The organism is Demequina ureilytica, assembly GCF_048553575.1.
GTDB lineage: Bacteria > Actinomycetota > Actinomycetes > Actinomycetales > Demequinaceae > Demequina.
This window is the reverse complement of the sequence record NZ_JBLZIE010000001.1, coordinates 573,954-593,641: the sequence shown is the minus strand read 5'-3', so window position 1 is coordinate 593,641 and position 19,688 is coordinate 573,954. Positions and strand designations below refer to the sequence as shown.

The window sequence follows — 19,688 nt, the reverse complement described above, 5'->3', positions numbered from 1 at the left end:
GATGTCTCCTTAGGAGATGGTGACGGCCGTGATCATGATGTCCTCGAGCGGACGGTCGCGCGCGTCCGTGGGCGTCGCGGCGATCTTGTCGATGATGGCGCGCGACTCGTCGTCCGCAACCTTGCCGAAGATCGTGTGGGCCTGGTTGAGGTGCGGGGTCGGGCCTACCGTGATGAAGAACTGCGATCCGTTGGTGCCGGAGGGCTTGCCGGTGATCGGGTTGGTGCGCTTGCCTGCGTTCGCCATGGCGAGCATGTACGGCTCGGAGAACTGGTTGTTGGCGTGGATCTCGTCATCGAACGTGTATCCGGGGCCGCCGGTGCCGGTGCCCTCGGGGCAGCCACCCTGGATCATGAAGCCTTCGATGATTCGGTGGAAGATCAGGCCGTTGTAGAACGGCTCGTGGCTGGGCTGGCCGGTCTCGGGGTCAGTCCATTCCTTCTCGCCGGTGGCGAGTCCCACGAAGTTCTTGACGGTGGTGGGGGCGTCGTTGGGCATCAGCTCGATGCGAACGTCGCCTGCAGTGGTCTCAAGAGTTGCGATCATGAGGACTATTCTCGCATGCCTCTCGCGTTACCCATATGGAAGTGACAATATGGAGGATCAGTCCACCCCCTGCTAACTGGAGGAACCTCAAGTGGCACGCAAGAAGAATCCCATCGAAAGCATCGACGTGGACCAGTACCGCGCGCAGGCTCAAGAGGCCGCCGCGCAGGCCAAGGTCGCGGCCGAGCAGGCATCCAAGTCCGCCAAGGAGGCGGCGAAGAGGGCTCAGAAGTGGGCCAGTCCGCAGTATGACAAGGCAGTCGACTGGGCCGGGCCCCAGGCCCACAAGGCGAAGGAGTGGGCCAAGCCCCACGCCAAGAAGGCCTACCGCAGCGGTGCGCGCAAGGCGGAGCCGTACGTGCGCAAGGCGGGCGACACCGCGGTTCACTGGGCTGACGTCGCGCACGCCGCCGTCGTGAGCGCTGCCATCCCCGCCGCTCTCCACGCCGTTGAGAACGCCGCGCACGAGGACGAGAAGCGCAGTTGGGGCCGAGTGCTCGTTCCGCTCGCCCTTGTGGGCGCCGCAACCGCCGCCGTGGTGGTGTGGGCGCGTCGCGACCCGGGCCGCGATCAGTGGGCCGGCGAGGACGAGGAGTGGGAGCTGTCGAGCGACGGCGACTTCAAGCGCCAGCTGCGCGACAACGTCAACAAGGCCACCGACGCCGCCGTGGACGCCGCGAAGAAGGCCGCCGAGGCTGCTGCCTCAGCCGCCACCGCGGTGAAGGAGCAGGCCGGACCCACCGTGGACAGGGTCAAGGAGCAGGCCAGCCCCACTGCAGACCGCCTCCGCGAGACCGCAGTCGACCAGAGCAAGAAGATCGCCGGGCAGGCTGAGGCAAGCGTGAACAAGGTGCGCGACTCGGCCAACTCGGAGGTCAAGCGCGTGCGCGCATCGGTCGACGAGGCGCGTGATCGTGCAGCCGCCGCGGCAGAGAGCACCATCGACGACGCCGAGGACGTCTGGGAGGACGCCAGCACCGGCGAGACTCCCGCCGCCAAGGCCTCGACAGCTGCCAAGTCGGCGAGCAAGAAGACGACTCCTGCGAAGAAGTCGGGCGGCAGCGCCGCCAAGTAGCATCACCGCCGCGCGAAGGCCCTGGCCCCTGTGGGCTAGGGCTTTCGCGCGTCATGGCCCCGTCAGGCACCAGCCGCGCCGCCGGAAGGCGGGTCAGCGCCGGAACCAGTCTCCCGATTCGATGCGTGCCAGGCCGTCGATCAAGGCCCCCGCGCCTGCCACGTAGAGCCAACCCCACCGAGAGCGTCCCGTGCCGGGCTCGGCGAAGGGCACCGCCACCCGCTCGTAGTGGTTCAGTCGGGCCGCACCCTCGAAGCCCTCGAGCGCGTCGAGGTCGGCGCGCAATGCTCGCGCGGCCGCCGCATCGGCCGGCGGCAGGACGATGTCGAGCGCGACCGTCCGTGCGCCGACGTCTGGCACCACGTACGGGTAGCCTGCCAGCGCGTCGTACATCGCGTAGCCATCCAAGGTCGACGAGCCACCGTGGGTCGCACCGTGTCGACCGATGAGGTGAGCGTTCGATCCACCGGGACGCAGCGTGCCGTAGACCAGGTAGGGCACGGTGAACCCCGCGTCGATAGCCGGGGGCGGCCCGTCCGGCGGGTGCAGGCTGGTGGTCACATCAGAGATTGTGCCCGGTCCGGGCCGGAGTTCATGCCGACTGCCGCGCGGCGCTCGCGGGACTTCTGTCGGGGCCGTCTGTCCCGTCGGGACTGGGCCGGCGGCGGCCCGGCCGCCACCAGTTCCACTCACCGAGCAGCGTCATGGTGGCCGGCAGGAGCAGTCCGCGGATTAGTGTCACGTCGATCGCGATCGCGACGATCATGCCGATCCCCACCTCCTTCATGGCGGTGAGGGAGCTGAGCGCGAAGGCGAGGAACACGATGCTGATCGCGACCGCAGCAGTCGTGACGACGGGACCGGTGGCGGTGATCCCGCGCAGCACTGCGATGCGGTTGGCCTCGCGCGGGGGTAGCGAGCGGTCTCGCGCCCGCCACTCCTCGTGGATGCGGGACAGTAGGAAGACCTCGTAGTCCATGGACAGGCCGAAGGCGAGCAGGCCGATGAACAACGGAGTAGTGACGTCGAGCGCTCCCCAAGGCTCGATCCCGAGCACGGACGCGAACCAGCCCCACTGGAAGATCGCCACCAGTACTCCGAGCGTCGCGAAGATCGTCAGCGCATTGAGCACCAGTGCCTTGATCGGCACCACCACCGAGCGGGTGAGGGCGAACAGCAGCGCAAAGGTCGACAACAGGACCAGACCGAGCGCCATCGGCAGGCGGTCGGTCAGGTGGTCCTGCGAATCGACGACCTCGGCGGCCGGGCCGCCCACTGAGAAGTCGACGTCCGAGTCGAGCGCCCGAATGTCTCGCACCAACTGCTGGGCGGCGGCGCCGGTGGAGGAGCCCGTCGGGGTGAACTCGGCCACCGTCACCTCGGTCGGCAGGTCAGGCACGGCCCGGGCGTCCTCGATCCCATCCAGCTCATAGACACGATCGAGGAACGCCGTCACCGCCGGCTCCTCCACGGGAGCGCGGACGAGGACGACGACGGGCTCGACCCCTAGATCCTCGAAGCCAGTCGTCAACGCCTCGTAGGCCCGGCGTTCCTCGCTGCCCGCGGGAAGCGAGTGAATGTCAGAGCTCCCGAGGGTCAGCGACCCGATGGGCGCCGCCACCACGAGCAGCACGCCGGCGGTGGCGGTTGCCACGAGCCCGGGCCGCGCCTGGGACGCGCGCGCGAGCCGACCGAGCAGGGTCACGCGACCGGCGTGGGCGGGACGTGCCCACGGGCGCGACCAGGTGCGCACACCTACGGCCGGGATGTGCCGATGTACGAGCATGATCATCGCCGGAACGAAGGTGAGGCCGGTCGCCGTTGCGACCACGACAGCGATGGCACCCCCCACCGCCATCCCGCTCAGGAGCGGGTCGCCGAGCACCAGCATGCCCGCGAGCGCGTTACACACCGCGAGGCCAGAGACCAGCACGGCCCGGCCCGCTCGCGCCGTGGCGCGCGCCACGAGCGCTCCGGGGGCCGATGCGGGGCTCGCCTCGCGCTCTTCCCTGAACCTGGCGATGACGAGCAGGCTGTAGTCCACCGCAAGGCCGAGGCCCAGAATGGTGACCACATTCACGGCGAACTCGTTCACGTCGACCATGGTCAGGACTCCCCGGAGCAGCAGCAGGGATCCGCAGATCGCGATCAGTGCGGTGAGGATGGGGATCACACCTGCGCGGAAGCTGCCGAGCAGCATCACGAGCAGCACGAGCAGCACGGCGACGGCGACCGCTTCGCCAACGGCGGTGTCCTGGATCGCACGCTGGACGAAGGCCTCCTGGCTCAGCAGCTCTCCGCCGACCAGCACGTCGGGTGCGGGGAGGTCGCGGAGAACGTCACGCACTTCCTTGGCCGCCGCGAGTGCCTCGTCTTCGCTGAGTGACGCCGCGAGCTCGACGGACACCAGCGAGCTGCGCGCGTCATCGCCGATGAGCCCACCGGCCGTGTAGGCGTCGGTCACCTCGACCACGCCGGGCACCGCCCGCACACGCTCCATGACGGCGGGCGCCGCGTCGCCCAGCTCCGGGGCGAAGAAGTCCCGCCCGGCGATGACCGCAGTGACGACCTCGCCCTCTGGGTCGATCTCGTCCAGGGCCTGGGCCACTGCCATGGACTCGGTGCCCGCGGGAGCATCCTCGATCTCCACGGTCTCGTCGAAGACGGCACCGCCGATGACCGCGCCGGCCAGCGCGATGAGGGCCCAGGCGACCACGACGGTGCGCGGCGCCCGGGCGACGATCGCACCGAGTCGGTCAAGCAAAAGACACACTCCTCCGATGGTGGAGACAGGGGAACGGCTCCCTGGGACGGAAGATTATCCCGTCCACAGGCACGAAGAGCCCCGGCACCGTTGAGGTGCCGGGGCTCTTCGCTATGGGTTAGCCAACCTCCACGTTGTTGTGGAAGCGGTTGAGGAACGCGGCGAACGCGTCGCGGGTGGTCTCGTTGAACGGGCGGAACTCGGCTTCGCCGTTCTCCACCCATCCCTCGGTGATACCCGTGGACTCGAGCCACGTGATCTCGGTGTAGAACTCCGTGTTCTCCGACGTGATGTCAGAGAACGGAGACTCGACCGGGTCGGTCCACTCGGGCTCTCCCGCGTAGCGGTAGAGGAACGCCGCAATCGCATCACGAGTGATCGGCTCGAACGGACGGAACTCCTGCTCGCCATTCACCGTCCAGCCCGTAGAGATGCCCTCCTGAGCCAGCCACACGATCTCCTCGTAGAACTCCGTGTTCGTAGGCGTGATGTCCACGAACGGAGACTCCGACGGAAGCGTGACCTCAGGCTCACCCGCATAGCGGTACAAGAACGCCGCCATCGCATCACGAGTGATGTTCGCGAACGGACGGAACTCCGTACCATCCTCCGTGACCCAACCGTTGGTGATGCCCTGGTCCGCGAGCCACATGATCGACTCGAAGTGCTCCAGGGACTCGGGGACGTCCGTGAAGTCGACCTCCACCGGCACCTCGGAGACCGTGACATCGAACGACGTCATGATCGACGTGTCCTCGTCATACGTCACCGTCCGAGTCACGCCACCAGCAGCCGACGAATCGAAGCCAGTCACCGTGAACTCATCCGCCGCCAGTACCGACGTGGCACTGTCGGTCCACGTCGCCGTGGCCTCCAGACCATCAAGATCCAGATCGTCACCCACCATGTAGTCCGTCTTGGTCGGCAACTGCGTCACCTCGATCGACTCCACCGTGGCCGGCACCTCGGAGACCGTGACATCGAACGACGTCATGATCGACGTGTCCTCGGCATACGTCACCGTCAGAGTCGCGCCACCAGCAGCCGACGAAGCGAAACCAGTCACCATGAACTCATCCGCCACCAGCACCGACGTGGCACTGTCGGTCCACGTCGACGGGGCTTTTAGGCTATCAAGATCCAGATCGTCACCCACCATGTAGTCCGTCTTGGTCGGCAACTGCGTGACCTCGATCGACTCCACGACGGGGTCCGGTATGACCTGACCCTCGCCGACCGACAGCACGTCGAAGTTGACGTTGCCGTCATCGCCGGCCTCGAAGCTCAGTTCGATGGTGTTGTCACCAACGCCCAGGTCGATGTCACGGCTGACCGTCGCCCACTGGTTCCAGGCACCGGTGCGCGGGAACACCCAATCACCCTGATCTTCGCCGTTGACGAACAGGCTCATGGACTTGTCGCCATCGAACGGGTTGGGCCCGTTCGCGTAGCGGACGTTCACCGGATAGGTGCCCGCCTCGTCGACGTTGACCGTGATCGTGGCGGACGCACCCTCTTCCCAGATGCCGCCGACGAAGCCCGCACCCGAGTAGCCGCTGTGTTCGGTGTCGATCTTCGCGCCGGACGCCAGTTCGCCTTCTTCCATCTCGTACCAGCGGTTCTCCGCGTAGATCGTCACGTCGAACGTCGTCGTGATCGACGGATCCGCGTCATAGGTCACGGTGAGCGTCACGTCGCCGGCAGTCGACGAATCGAAGCCGCTCACCGTGAACTCGTCCTCGGTCAGCACCACCGTCTCAGAGTCGGTCCACGTCGAGGTGACCTCCAGACCGTCAAGATCCAGATCGCCACCCACCACGTAGTCCGTTCGTGACGGCAACTGCGTCACGTCGAGCGACTCGACTGCAACCGGCTCCCCGCCGACCGACAACAGGTCGAGGTTGACGTTGCCGTCATCGCCGTCTTCGTAGCTCAACTGGATGGTGTTCGCACCAGCGTTGAGGTCGAGGACGCGGGTGACGGTCGCCCACTGATTCCATGCCCCGGTCCTGGGGAACACCCAGTCCCCGCGATCCTCGTCGTTGACGAACAGGCTCAGGGACTTGTCACCATCGAACGGGTTGGGCCCGTTGGCGTAGCGGACGTTCACCGGATAGGCGCCCGTCTCGTCGACGGTGACGGCGAACGAGACACCGGCGCCGACCTCTTGGATGCCGTCGACGAACCCAGTGCCCGAGTAACCGTTGTGCTCGGTGGCGGTACCTGCCGATCCCAGCAGCATCGAGTCCTCCGCCTCGAGCCAGCGGTTCTCCGCGTAGACCGTGACATCGAACGTCGTCGTGATCGACGGGTCCGCATCGTAGGTCACCGTCAGCGTCACGTCACCGGCGGTCGACGAGTCGAATCCGGTCACCGTGTACTCATTCGAGGTCACGACCGACGTCTCGCTGTCGGTCGACGTTGCCATGACCGTGAGACCCTCGAGATTCAGTTCGTCACCGACCACGTAGTCAGTGATGCTCGGCAACTGCGTCACTTCGATCGACTCCGCGACGAAGTCGGGGTCCTCGATCTCCTGGATCCGGATGTTCCGGTAGAAGACCGACTCTCCGGCACCGTGATTCTGAACGCCGATGAAGCCGTGCGTCAGGTCACGCGCCGGGTCCGTGCTGGTGAAGTCGTTCACGAGGGTGCCGTTGAGGTAGATCTTGATGGTCTCCCCTTCCACGACGATCTCGTAGCCGTTCCACTGGCCCACTGGGTTCAGCGCCTGCTCCACGGCGGCGTTGTCGGCGCCCTGGAAGGTGTAGATCGCACCGGTGGTGCGGTCCTCCTCGTCGCTGGCGTCGATCTGGATCTCATAGCCTTCGTTGACCGCGACCCACGGGTCGGTGCCCGGGTTGGGGAAGCCAACGAACACGCCCCCGTTGTGGTCATCGACGAGCTTCCAGTCGAGTTTCAGGCTGTAGTCCGTGAACTGCTGACCGGGGTGCCACAGCAGCCCCATGCCGCCGTAGGTCACCAGCGAGCAGTCATCCTGACGCGCGAACGCGCCCGCCCCGGCCATGGACCAGTCCTCGAAGCTCGCCAGCGTGCCGTCGAACAGGCTGGTGTAGCCATCCTCAATCTGAGCCGGGGCACAGATCTCCGGGTTGGCACCGATCGACAACGCGTCGAAATTGACGCTGCCGTCGTTGTCTGGGTCGAACTTGAGCTGGATGGTGTTCGTGCCCGCATCGAGCACGATGTCGCGGGTCACGGTGGCCCACTGGTTCCACTCACCGGTGCTGGGGAACACCCAGTCACCTCTGTCCTCGCCGTTGACGTACAAGCTCCAAGACTTGTCCCCTTCGAACGGGTGGGGACCATTGGCGTAACGAACGTTCACCGGGTGGGTGCCCGCCTCATCGACGTTCACCGTGATCGTGGTGGCGGCACCCTCGTTCGCGGTGCCGCCCATGAAGCCGACCCCGGAGAACCCGTTGTGCCCAGTGTCGACGAACGCGCCCGACTGCAGCGCGCCCTCCTCAGCCTCGTACCAGTGGTCCTCAGGCGGAGCGACGTAGCCTGGAAGCGAGTTCAGCGTGTACCACGCCTCGGTGCTGTATAGCTCCTTCGCCGATGCGGACTCGAACGGCCGCGGCGAGCGCACGTAGACAACGTGACCCGGCTCGAGGCCCTCGATGTCGAGCGTCACGGTGGTGCTGTCAGTGGACACGGTGGCGTCGGTGACAAACAGCGTCTCTTCGCCGATCTTGGGGCCACCGTAGTTCGACGTGGGCGTGTAACTCCACTGCTTGACCGAATACGACTCAGCAATGTTCGCCGCGGTCTCGTCCGAGATGGCCTCGGTGTACTCGATCTCGAAGCCGCCCTCGACGACACGCATCTCCTTCATGTCGAACGTGTCCTCGCTCACAGGTGCGAGCTTCTGGAGGCCGTAGTTGAGCTTGCCTGACTCTCCCCAGTTGCCGCCTTCACCCGTGCCGCCGATGTAGAGGGCACCGTCGGGCCCCGCGATCACTCGGTTGACGCCGACCTCAAGGCCCGCCGTGTGGCGGAAGGCCGCACCCTGGTACTCGCCGTCGACGAGCTCCAGGAACGTGCGCTGCACGCCGCCGTAGGTCACGTCGCCGAACAGCATCTGTCCCGCGAAGTCTCCCTGCTCCACCAGGATCGGCGTGCTCGGGGAGTTGCCGATCTCATTCTGCGGCAGCCATAGCGCCGGAGGAGTGACCGGGTTGGAGTCGAAGGGTCCGGCCGGGTTCATGTAGTGATTGAAGAACCGGTCCTGCTCGACGTGCACGAGCTTGGAGCTCGGCAGCCATCCGCCCTGGTTGTCCATGGCGAACAGTTCGCCGTCGGGACCGAAGGCGATGCCGTTGGGCGTGCGCAGCCCACCAGCGATGTAGGAGACGTCACCCGTGACTCGGTCGATCGCGAGAGTCGTGCCGCGGTTCTCCGCAGGCTGTGGGTCCGTGGTCGCGCCACCGTTGTCGATCGCCACCGACAGGTTGACGTAGAAGTTGTTCTCGTCGTGGATCAGACCGAACGCGAACTCGTGGAAGTTCCCGCCATCGGGCCAGTCCGCGAGGGTGGTGTGCGTGTCATAGAACCCGTCGCCATCCGGGTCGGTCAGTTCGGTGAGCTGGTGACGCTCGGAGACGAAGATCGAGTCCCCGATCACGTCGACGCCCATAGGGTTGAGGAGGTCGGTGGCGAGCTTGGTCACAGTCACGTCATCGGGACCGGTAGCCGTCGTCGCGCCCTCGACCAGGAAGACCTCGCCGGGCTCGGCGTCAGGCACCCAGCCACCCGCGTTCACGGAGCCGGTGGTGCTGATGACCAGTTCGCCGTCGCCGTCGAATGCCATTCCGGAGACCTTGGGCTCGAAGCCCTCGGGGCGCAGGTCGATGAGGTCGTAGTTGGGGTTCACGCTGTCGAGCCGCAGGCCATCGCCTGCGGTGTCGGTCGCGCCTTCGCAGTACTTGAGGCCGGGGGCGGTGACCCGCACCACGCCGGCTTCGGTACCGAGCACACTTGTCGGCACGATCTCGTACCCGGCTGCACCTGGGGGGCTCCACTCAAGCAGCAGCCGCTGCCCGCCACCCTGCTCGAAGAACTCGACGAAGAGGTCGTGCTCACCTGCGGTGAGAGTCACCGTGCCATCGACGCTCTCGGTGCCGTGCAGGCCGTCGTTGTCAATGATCTGCTCGCCGTTGATGTGCATGGCGGAGCCGTCATCACTGGTAAGTCGGAAGTCGTAGTCGCCGTCCTCGGGCACCGTCAGGGTCGCGGTGACGTGAGTGACAAAGTCGTCGGCGCCTCCGAACTCTTCTTCGGACTCAAGGTCGATGAGGGAGATGAGCCGGTCGACGTTGGGCGTCTGACCAGACTTAAGCGTGCAAAGCTCAGTCATGCCGGGGGGCATGTGATAGGTGCGCATGGTCGCGCCGGGCTCTTCTTCGATCGCGGCGCTTGCGGGGATCAGACCCGCGGAGGCAACGAGTGCGCCGATGAGGGCGCCTGCGCCTATCAGCTTCGGCTTCATGGACGGACTCGTCCGCCCCCGCGTGAGCGGGTTGGCGATTGGGGGCATCTTTGCTCCTTCGTGTTGAGGGTCCGGCACGACGGCAGCGTTGCCATCCTTGCCAGCACACATGCGCGGTCATTGGAGAACTCTTTTGACGCGCCTCAAACAACTTATGCGCGAAGTCCGACATAGGCAACCCCTGTTGTCAAGCGCCTTGAATCGTGCGCGAATCGTGACCTTGATGGCGGAGCGGAGCCGGCGAGGCGGGGGAAAGTGCCGTCACATCACCGTTTTAGTGGGATCTTTCGTCACCTAGAAATCGTCTATTGATTGTTAAACGACTTAATAGGTCGCATCGCCCGAGCGGGCCGAGTCGGCCGAATGTGTCGCCGCCGAGGGTGCCCGGCCACGGTGCTTCGCGTCCCCGAAGATGCGCGCACTGGCCCCGTCCCTGAGGCAAGCGCACCCCAGAATCCTCGGCGACCGCATCGGCCGGAGGGTGGCGTGCGGCCCCGCCGCTGACCGATGCGCCAGTCACGCCCAGCGTGCTACGCGCCGATGCGCTCGCTTCCCTCGGGCGCCCGGGCGCCGATTCGGCGGCTGCCCGCCCAGGCGGCCACGATCACGCCCACCACGATGATCACGTCGCCGACGCTGAAGGTGTTGGCCAGGGGCAGCGGCTCCGGCCATGCGAACACGTCACCGAGCCACGGCAGCACCGGATCCTGGACCACGGCGGAGTTGGCGAACTCGTCGCCCGTGTCCAGACCCGCCGCGGACACGGCCCCTGGCCTGGCGGGCAGCACGCCGCCATTGAGGGCGATCGTGACGCCGTTCGAGAGTGCGCCCACGCCGACGACGAGGGCACCAGGCATGGCGCGGTTCAACCAGAGGAACGTGCCGGCGGCCACGTAGGTGAGGATGTGCAGCACCGGCGCGATGCCGTGCAACGCCTCGACCTGCATGATCACCACCTGAAGCACCAGCGAGGCCCACACCAGGACTGGCAGTCGCCAACGGTGCATCAGGAGTCCCGCGGGCCACCGCCCGATGATCAGTGGTGACAAGACGACGAGCACACAGACGGCGAGTAGCAGCATGGTCAGCGCCCCGCCGCCGGGCCGGTCGACGCGGACCGCCGCTCGCTCTCGAGCCGAGCCCTGATCTCATCAGGGGCCGCCGGGAGGCCCAGGTGGTAACCCTGCCCGATCACGCGGCCGAGCTGGGCGAGCGACTGTGCCGTCGCATCGTCCTCGATGCCCTCGGCGACTACGCGCAAGTCGAGGGCGAGAGCGAGAGCGATCGTCGAGCGCACGATGATGAGGTCGTGGTGGTCGGAGCCGATGTTGCTGACGAAGGACCGGTCGACCTTCAACTCGTCGATCTGGAGACGCTTGAGGTAGCTCAACGACGCGTTACCCGTCCCGTAGTCGTCGATGGCAATCTCCACGCCGATGCCCCGGACCGCCCTGATGACCATGTCGGCGCGCACGGTGTCCGACAGGATGCCGGTCTCGGTGACCTCCAGGACCAGTGCCGATGCTGGCACCTTGTGTCGCGCAAGCGCCTCGTAGATCTGTTGCGCCAGTCCCACATCTGACAGGTGCCGGGCGGAGAGGTTGACCGCCACGCGCACGCGAAAGCCGTCCTCGCGCCATTTGGCCATCTGCGCCAGCGCGCGCTCGAGCACGAAGGCGGTCACGGGGAAGATGAGGCCGGAGTTCTCGGCCAGCGGGATGAAGTCGTCGGGAGCGACCGAGCCGCGAGTCGGGTGATCCCACCGCACCAGTGCCTCGACCGCAACCGTCCGGCGCGTGTTGAGGTCCACCTGTGGCTGATAGACGACGCTCAGTTGCTCGGTGTCCAGCGCTGCTCGGAGGTCGGCCAGCAACTGCAAGCGTTCCACGGTGTTGACGTCGTACTCGGGGGAGTAGGTGCTGATGCGGTCCCGCTCGAGCTTGGCGTGATACAGCGCGATGTCGGAGTTCTTCATCAGCGTCTCGCCGTCGGTACCGTGCATGGGGGCGACCGCGACGCCCGCGCTCGCCCGCACCAACAGCTCGAGACCTTCGATCTGGATGGGCGCGTCGAGCGCCGCAAGGAGGTTGCGGGCCACCTGACGCGATTCCTCGAGGCCACCGGGCACTACGACGGCGAACTCGTCGCCTCCGAGACGGTGCACCGAGCCGTGCTCGGGCATCGCTCCGAGGAGTCGCTGGGCGACCTGGCGCAGAATCATGTCACCGACGGGGTGACCGAGGGTGTCGTTGAAGTCCTTGAAGTGGTCGAGGTCGAGCAGCACAAGGCCCGGCCCGTGTCCCTCTGAGGCCTGGCTGTTGCGGAGCGTCCGAGTGATCTCCTGGTCGAGCTGACCGCGGTTGCCCAGGCCGGTCAGCGAGTCGTGGGCGGCCTCGTGCGCGTGACGTGCCGCGGCGGCCGAGAACAGGTGCGCTGCTACGACGGGGGCAGCGAGGAGGGACAGCACCGCGAGCCCGTCCGATGCCACTTCCGCGGCGATGCCCGCGACGCTCAGCAGGACCAGGTTGGTGACGAACGAATGGCGCGCATCAGTGCGCAGCACGATCTTCAGGGGCTGGCCGGATGCGAGCGAGACGACCACGGCGACGAGGAACCAGTTCACGACGACCATGGCGATACCGGCCACGAGAACAGCGCCGATGTGGCCGAGCGTCACCTCGGTGGGCTCACCGAACATCGGGGTGCCGGTCAAGAGGCTGAAGACCGTGCCTGCAGCGAGAACGCTGAGCGCGTACTGCGCAGTGTTGAACAGAGACTTCACGAGCCCGCGACGGACGAGGATGTCGTCAGCGAGGCTCGCCACGACCTGCACCACGATCGCCAGCCCAAGGCCTCCGACCGCGATCAGTGTCAGCACGAAAGGCGCGGACGTCGACAGCGACCGCGTCTCGGCGCCCGCGAGCACCAGCACTATGGGCTTGACCTCACCCGTGATCGCGGCAACAGCCAAGAAGATAACGGAGAGCAGTGGGATCGTTGCAAGCAGTGCGTTCCATGGGCTCAGCGCAATGGCTGCGACCACGGTCCCGACGCCTGCCGTGATGATGATCGCCAAATAGATGGCGAGCGACGAGGGCGCCGCCGAGGATCGATCCCCGGCGACGCCCCCGCCAGAGTGTGAACTCAGTACCACTTCCACCCAGCGCCGACGATTGCGGCGACGGCGACGAGGGTGCTCGCGCTGGCCGTGACGCGCACGACCTTGCTGTTCTGAAGAACGCTCCACTTGTTCATGTATCTCTCCCTTGGTGAGGGGACGATGCCGGCGGTCGGTCCCGCCAGCCGGCATCGTCGCCCCCGGCGGATCCGGGTGCTTCGATGCTCGACCATCGCCCTTGACGCTGTGGTCCGCCGGACAGCGGGCCACAGTTCATACTGTCGCATTGGGGCCCCCAAGACCAGCATCGAATTGCCGCGTCTGGCAGGTATTTTCCTATTAGCCCGTGTTCGCGTGCGGGAAAGCGCCCATCATTGGCTTTGTCGAGATGGTCACATCCGGCCCTGGTGGGTCACTCCCCGCGCGCACCAGCATCGAGACGTCCTTCATCGGAGGAACAGGCGCTCGTTGTTGTGCGTTGGCCCGATAGCCCCGGTTGCGGACGCATTTGGCCCAGATGCAGCCAGTATTCTGATGAGTTCGGCCCTATCGTGCTATTCACGACGGTAGTGATCACCACCATCTGCAGACAGGAACCACGTGCACGGAAACGCCACCGCTCAGTTCTCCAAGGCGACCATGCTCTCGGTCGCCTCTGGCCTGCCGAGCGCGGTCACCACCTCGGAGCAGTTGCAAGACCAGCTGGCGGACGTCCTGGACCGATTGCGTCTGCCCCGCACCCTCTTGCAGCGTGTGGCTGGGGTCGTGGAGCGCCGCACGTGGGCCGCGGGTGAGGACATGTACACCGGCACAATCGACGCCGCGAACCGCACCATGTCACAGGCCGAGGTTAGTGCTGACCAGATCGACCTGATCATCAACACGTCGGTGTCACGGCCGCACCTCGAGCCCGCTGTGGCGACGCGACTGCACCACGGGTTGGGGTTACCCTCCACCGCGCTGAACTTCGACGTCACCAACGCCTGCCTGGGCTTCGTCAACGGGATGAGCCTGGCCGCCAGCATGATCGAGACCGGCCAGATTCGGCACGCCCTGGTGGTCGCGGGCGAGAATGCTGCCGACGTTCACGCGGCCACCATCGCCCGGCTCCGCTCGGGCAACCCCGACCGCGACGAGCTCATGCAGGAGTTCGCCACCCTCACGCTGGGTTCCGGCGCGGCAGCGGCGGTGCTGGGCGCCGCCGATGACCACCCCGAGGGCCACCGGCTGCTCGGCGGCGTCACCCGCGCCGCGACACAGTTCCACGAACTGTGCGTGGGGAGCACGGACGGCATGTTCACGGACGCGACCGGGCTTCTCAAGGGCGGTCTCGAGCTGGTCGTCGCCGCGTGGCATGAGGCTGAACCCGAGTGGCATTGGTCGCAGGCCGATCGGTTCGTCACCCACCAGGTGTCGCGCACGCACACGGATGCGATCACCCAGGCGATCAACCTGGACCCGGCCAAGGTGCCCATCACTTATCCGACGCTCGGCAACGTCGGCCCTGCCTCGCTCCCCATCACGCTGGCCGCCGAGCAGGACTCTCTGCGAAGCGGCGACAGGGTGGTGCTGATGGGCGTCGGCTCGGGCCTCAACACTGCGCTGATGGAGCTCGTCTGGTGACAGACGCCGGCGTTCCCGCCCGGGCTCTTGGGACCCTGCCGGGCCTCGACCCGTTGTGGAGCCGGGTCGTGCGGGTGCCTGGCGCAGGCAAGGACGCTGGCGATCCGGCCGGTATGCGTTCATGGCACGTGCTCGATACGGGGCCCGCGCTCGACCAGCGCGGCCACGAGATCGTCGGCACCGTGCTCGCCGTCCATGGCAACCCCACCTGGTCCTACCTGTGGCGCAGCCTGCTGTCGGCGAGCCTGGCGCAGGCCGATGCGGGCGGCCCGGCCTGGCGCATCGTCGCCGTGGACCAACTCGAGATGGGATTCTCCGAACGCACCTCGCTGGTGAGGGATCTGTCGCAACGCGTCGCCGATCTAGGAGCTCTCGCGGCCACGCTCGTGCCCGATGGGCCGGTGGTCTCTCTCGGCCACGACTGGGGAGGCGTGATCAGCCTCGGCTGGGCGCTGGAGCACCCCGGCCGGCTCGCCGGCATCGCGCTGCTCAACACTGCAGTCCATCCCGTTGGAGGGCGCGTTCCTGCACCGTTGCGCCTCGCGGGTGCCACCGGCGTGCTCCCCGCGGCCACTCGCGCGACAACCGCGTTCCTGGATACCACGCTCGGTCTCGCTCGCCCCGGTCTGCCGCCCGGAGTCCGCGCCGCCTACCGCGCGCCCTACGGAACCGCGCCGCGCAGGCGTGGCATCGGTGACTTCGTCGCCGACATTCCCGCCGATGACGGCCACCCCAGCACCCCTGCGCTCGCCGCGATCGCCCACGGGCTGCGAAGCGTGAGAGTCCCCGCGCTCGCCCTGTGGGGGCCGCGGGATCCCATCTTTAGCGACCGCTATCTGGACGACCTCGTCGACCGGCTGCCACACGCTCAGGTGCACCGTTTCGAGGGCGCCGGGCACCTCGTGGCCGAGGACGCCTCGTGGGCGCCTGCGGTGCTCGCCTGGCTGCCGTCGCTCCAGGACTCCGGCGCATCGCCCGAACCCGTTGCCAGTACTCCTCCCGAGCCGGGCACGGCGTTTCGGCATCTCGGAGCAGCGCTCGAGGACCGCGCGAACGATTCCGAAGTGGCGATCGTCGACATGTCGCAGGCGCCCCCGCTGCGCGTGAGCTGGCGACTGCTGGCACGCAACGTGGAACGGCTCGCGGCGGGCCTCGTGTCCTCCGGTGTGCGGGCCGGCGACCGCGTCAGCCTCCTCATCCCTCCTGGTCCAGACCTCACGGCGAGCGTCTACGCGTGTCTGCGCATCGGTGCAGTGGTGGTGGTGGCCGATGCCGGCCTGGGCGTGGCAGGGCTGTCGCGGGCCGTGCGAGGAGCGCAGTCCGACGTGGTCATCGGGGAGCGCCGCGGCCTCACGGCCGCCCGCACGCTGGGGTGGCCAGGCCGGAGGATCTCCACCAGGCCCCTCGCCGCAGCCGCGAGGACCGCTCTGGGGGCGCCGGCGTCGCTGACCTCCCTCATCAGGGACGGCGCCCGTGCCCTCGCCGAGGGCAGCGTCCTGCCCCCGCACCCCGGGCCCGACGAGGACGCGGCGGTGCTCTTCACCTCCGGCTCCACCGGTCCAGCCAAGGGGGTGCGCTACACCCACGCCCAACTCGCGGCAGTGCGCGACGTGCTGACCGCCGAGCTCGACCTCACGCCCGAGACCGGTCTCGTGACCGGCTTCGCTCCCTTCGCCCTGCTGGGGCCCGCGCTCGGCACCCGCTCCGCTACACCGGCCATGGACGTTTCCGCCCCCCGCACCCTCACTGCCCGCGCCGTCGCGGACGCCGTGACCGCATCGGGCGCCAGGACCGTCTTCCTCTCCCCGGCCGCGATCCTGAACGTCGCGCGCACCGCACAGGACCTGACTGCGAGCGACCGCGCGGCCATGAGCGGCGTGACGCAGTTGCTCTCGACGGGCGCGCCCGTCAGCGCCCAGCTGCTCGAGTCCATGACCGCGCTCATGCCTGCGGCCACGGCGCATACGCCATATGGAATGACCGAGTGCCTCCTCGTGACGGACATCACGCTGCGGGAGATCCATGGCGTCGCGGACGCCGACGATTCCGGCGTGTGCGTGGGGCGCCCCGTCCACGCTGCCGAGCTCCTGATCAGCGCCCTCGACCGCAGTGGCGCGACCACGGGTGCACCGGCCCTTGACGCCGGGGTGCTCGGCGAGGTGCTCGTGAGTGCCCCGCACCTCAAAGACAGCTACGACCGGCTGTGGCTCACCGACCTCGCCGCCACCCGCAAGACCCCCGAGGGCGGACGGTGGCACCGGACGGGCGACGTGGGCCACGTCGACAGCGAGGGCCGGCTGTGGATCGAGGGCAGGCTCGCTCACGTGATCCTCACACCCGACGGCCCTCTTGCGCCCGTGGGGCCGGAGCAGGAGATCGAACGGGCCGAGGCCGTGCGCCGCGCCGCAGTCGTCGGGGTGGGCCCCCCGGGCGTCCAACAGGCGGTCGCCGTGGTCGAGACCCGCCCGCGCGCGCGACGGGCGGGCCTGGCATCGGCAGACGTCACCGCGCAGGTGCGTGCGGCGTGTGGCACCCCCCTCGCGGCAGTGCTGGCCGTGAAGGAGCTGCCCACGGACGTACGCCACAACTCCAAGATCGACCGCGCGGCACTGGCCGAATGGGCCGCGCGACTGCTCGCTGGCGAGCGCGCGGCGGCGCCGCGATGAAGGTGCTCGTCACCGGCGCGAGCGGGTTCCTGGGCCGCGCGGTTGCCACCCGAATCGCGCGCGCAGGTCACGACGTTACGACGCTGCAGAGACGCCCCAGCGGCGTCCCCGAAGTCAGGGACATCGCCGGGAGCGTCACGGATCCGGAGGTGGTGCGCGGCGCCGTGGAAGGCCACGATGCCATCGTGCACCTCGCCGCGAAGGTGTCGCTCGCGGGTGACCCGGCCGAGTTCGCTCGCGTCAACATCGGGGGGACGCGGATACTGCTCGACGCGGCCCGAGACGCGGGAGTGCCGCGATTCGTGCATGTATCGTCACCGTCCGTGGCGCACGTGGGACGCGCCCTCGTGGGAGCAGGCGCCGGAACCGCTGACCCTCGGCGCACCCACGGCGAGTACGCGCGCACCAAGGCAGCCGCAGAGCTGCTCGCGCTCACCTACGATTCACCGACGATGGCGGTGCTTGCCGTCCGCCCCCACCTCGTGTGGGGGCCCGGGGACACACAGCTCGTGGCGCGAATTATCGACCGCGCCCGCCGGGGCCGGCTGCCGCTGTTGGACCACGGCGCGGCCCTGATCGACTCCACTTATGTGGACAATGCGGCCGATGCGATGCTCGCCGCACTCGAGCGCGCCCCGGTGGCGCACGGGCGAGCCCTGGTCGTCACGAACGGTGAGCCCCGTCCGGTGGCCGAGCTTCTGGGCGGCATGTGCCGAGCAGCGGGGGTGGCGACGCCCTCATGGCGTGTGCCCGGGCGACTGGCCCGGGCGGCGGGCGGCGCCGTCGAGCGTCTGTGGGCGTGGCGACCCGGTCAGGACGAGCCGCCCATGACGCGGTTCCTCGCCGAACAGCTGTCCACCGCGCACTGGTTCGATCAGCGTGAGACGCGCGAGGCCCTTGCGTGGAACCCTCGGGTGTCGATCGACGAAGGCATGGCCCGGCTCGGGCAGTTCTACCGCGACGCGCCAGAGGCTTGACCGAGCGGCCTGCGGCCGCCCACGGCCACGCCGTCGCGCCCTATGCGCCTACGCTGCGCGGCGGCGCTGGGCTATCAGGACCGCGGCGCCGCTCAGCAGGAGCGCCACGGCAGCCGTGACGAGCGCAACGTTGTCGCTCCCGGTCTCCGCCAGCTCCTCACCGGCGACCACGCGGGCGTCCGACTCCGTCACCGAGATGTCGGCATCGACCGGCGCTCCCGAGCCATCTCCGTCGCCGGTAGGCGTCGCCTCGCTGACCGTGATCGTGTACGTCGCCGTGGCGTCGGGGGTCGTGCCGTTGGAGGCCGTCACGGTGAACGTGCTCTCACCCTCGGTCGTGGGGATGCCCGAGATGACCCCGCTGTCGCCGTCGAGCTCAAGGCCATCGGGGAGCTCGCCAGTTGCGGTGAACTCGGGTTCAGGGGTGCCCTCTGCGGTGATGGTGAAGTCGTACTCCTCGCCCACAGTCGCATCAGTCGGCTCACTCGAGGTGATCGTGGGTGCGACGGTCTCATAGGGAGTGCCCGCAGGGGCACAGCCGGTGGGGGCAGTGATGACGTTGGTGTCGAGCGTCACGGCGCCGTTCAGGGCGATCAGGCGGCCCTCGATGGTGGCACCGGTGGTCGCGGTCACCGACTGGTCGGCCATGACGGTCCCGCTGAAGTCGGCGGTGGTGCCAATGGTCGCCGAGCTTCCCACCTGCCAGAACACGTTGCACGCGCTCGCGCCGCCGGTGATGATGATCTGGCTGGCCGAGCCCACCGTGAGGGTCGAGGCCGCCTGGAACACCCATACCGATTCCGCTGAGCCCTCCAGCGTCAGGACGCTGCCGTCCGACAACGCCAGCTCGCCACCGGTGTAGACGCCGGGGGTGAGGCTGAGTCCGGCGAGCTCACCGATTCCAGTCTGCGTGGGCGACAGCGACGCCGCCACGTTGTAACCGACAAGTGCGTCGCTCTGTGCTTGTGCAGCTTCCGCATCGGTCTGGTGGATGGTGCCGTTCACAGTGCCGTTGGGCGCTCCGTCGAACCCCGTGATCGAGGTATCGGGCGACAGGCCAAGGTCGCCGTTGACGACGGTGGGGCCGGTGTTCGTGACGGCGCTGGCACCGAGGACGCCGTATGTCGCTGCGGTGCCGAGGTCGACGGGCCCGTCGAGGACGGTCGCCGCGATGGCGGTTCCGCCTGCGCCGAGCATGAGCGTCGTCACCAAGCCGGTGGCGAGAAGGAGGGTCTTGCGGGGAAGGATCGTGCGGGCCATGGTTGCGCCTGACTGAGATCGAGATACACCGACGGACGCCGACGACGTCCGGATCATCCCGGTTTGTCGAGTATCACACGCGGGTCCGGTGCGACCACCAGCGCAGTGGCGAACATCACTCGGAGCCGTACTCGAGGCCTGGGCGTG

At 67.8% G+C, this 19,688-nt stretch carries 11 protein-coding genes; 4 read left to right on the top strand and 7 right to left on the bottom strand.

The features are described 5' to 3' along the window. Positions 1-9: 9 nt before the first annotated feature. A complete protein-coding gene (locus ACNI3K_RS02610; protein WP_419390297.1) occupies positions 10-546 on the bottom strand; it encodes a peptidylprolyl isomerase in 537 nt (178 codons plus the stop codon). Between the two features lie 91 nt (positions 547-637). Here ACNI3K_RS02610 and ACNI3K_RS02605 point away from each other — a divergent pair, with 91 nt between their 5' ends. After that, a complete protein-coding gene (locus ACNI3K_RS02605; protein ID WP_419390296.1) occupies positions 638-1,621 on the top strand; it encodes a hypothetical protein in 984 nt (327 codons plus the stop codon). 93 nt (positions 1,622-1,714) lie between these two features. Here ACNI3K_RS02605 and ACNI3K_RS02600 read toward each other — a convergent pair whose 3' ends face one another. From ACNI3K_RS02600 to ACNI3K_RS02580, 5 genes are all read right to left on the bottom strand, one after another. Then, on the bottom strand, positions 1,715-2,182 hold the full coding sequence (locus ACNI3K_RS02600) for a gamma-glutamylcyclotransferase family protein (protein WP_419390295.1): 468 nt from the start codon (positions 2,180-2,182) through the stop codon (positions 1,715-1,717). Between the two features lie 31 nt (positions 2,183-2,213). Beyond that, positions 2,214-4,385 carry an MMPL family transporter gene (locus ACNI3K_RS02595; RefSeq protein WP_419390294.1) on the bottom strand — a complete coding sequence of 724 codons (2,172 nt, stop codon included), beginning with the start codon at positions 4,383-4,385 and terminating at the stop codon, positions 2,214-2,216. Between the two features lie 118 nt (positions 4,386-4,503). Next, complete coding sequence (locus ACNI3K_RS02590; protein WP_419390293.1) at positions 4,504-9,897, bottom strand: bacterial Ig-like domain-containing protein; 5,394 nt, start codon at positions 9,895-9,897, stop codon at positions 4,504-4,506. 530 nt (positions 9,898-10,427) lie between these two features. After that, complete coding sequence (locus tag ACNI3K_RS02585; protein WP_419390292.1) at positions 10,428-10,979, bottom strand: DUF5317 family protein; 552 nt, start codon at positions 10,977-10,979, stop codon at positions 10,428-10,430. A 2-nt stretch (positions 10,980-10,981) separates the two neighbouring features. Further along, positions 10,982-12,940, bottom strand: a complete 1,959-nt coding sequence (locus ACNI3K_RS02580; protein WP_419390291.1) for a putative bifunctional diguanylate cyclase/phosphodiesterase — start codon at positions 12,938-12,940, stop codon at positions 10,982-10,984. Between the two features lie 675 nt (positions 12,941-13,615). Here ACNI3K_RS02580 and ACNI3K_RS02575 point away from each other — a divergent pair. From ACNI3K_RS02575 to ACNI3K_RS02565, 3 genes are read left to right on the top strand one after another with little or no spacing between them, the layout of a single operon-like run. After that, positions 13,616-14,638, top strand: a complete 1,023-nt coding sequence (locus ACNI3K_RS02575; protein WP_419390290.1) for a 3-oxoacyl-ACP synthase III — start codon at positions 13,616-13,618, stop codon at positions 14,636-14,638. Beyond that, positions 14,635-17,304, top strand: coding sequence for an alpha/beta fold hydrolase (locus tag ACNI3K_RS02570; protein ID WP_419390289.1), 2,670 nt, complete (start codon positions 14,635-14,637; stop codon positions 17,302-17,304). The genes ACNI3K_RS02575 and ACNI3K_RS02570 overlap by 4 nt, the downstream gene beginning before the upstream one ends. After that, a complete protein-coding gene (locus ACNI3K_RS02565) occupies positions 17,301-18,281 on the top strand; it encodes an NAD-dependent epimerase/dehydratase family protein (RefSeq protein ID WP_419390288.1) in 981 nt (326 codons plus the stop codon). The genes ACNI3K_RS02570 and ACNI3K_RS02565 overlap by 4 nt, the downstream gene beginning before the upstream one ends. Before the next feature lie 48 nt (positions 18,282-18,329). On the opposite strand, the gene ACNI3K_RS02560 is transcribed toward ACNI3K_RS02565, so the two are convergent. Continuing rightward, positions 18,330-19,541, bottom strand: coding sequence for an ice-binding family protein (locus ACNI3K_RS02560; RefSeq protein ID WP_419390287.1), 1,212 nt, complete (start codon positions 19,539-19,541; stop codon positions 18,330-18,332). Between the last annotated feature and the right edge of the window lie 147 nt (positions 19,542-19,688).

Coding starts and splice junctions, on each gene's coding strand:
- ACNI3K_RS02610 (WP_419390297.1), bottom strand. CDS start 546: ATGATCGCAACTCTTGAGACCACTGCAGGCGACGTTCGCATCGAGCTG.
- ACNI3K_RS02585 (WP_419390292.1), bottom strand. CDS start 10,979: ATGCTGCTACTCGCCGTCTGTGTGCTCGTCGTCTTGTCACCACTGATC.
- ACNI3K_RS02565 (WP_419390288.1), top strand. CDS start 17,301: ATGAAGGTGCTCGTCACCGGCGCGAGCGGGTTCCTGGGCCGCGCGGTT.
- ACNI3K_RS02560 (WP_419390287.1), bottom strand. CDS start 19,541: ATGGCCCGCACGATCCTTCCCCGCAAGACCCTCCTTCTCGCCACCGGC.
- ACNI3K_RS02590 (WP_419390293.1), bottom strand. CDS start 9,897: ATGAAGCCGAAGCTGATAGGCGCAGGCGCCCTCATCGGCGCACTCGTT.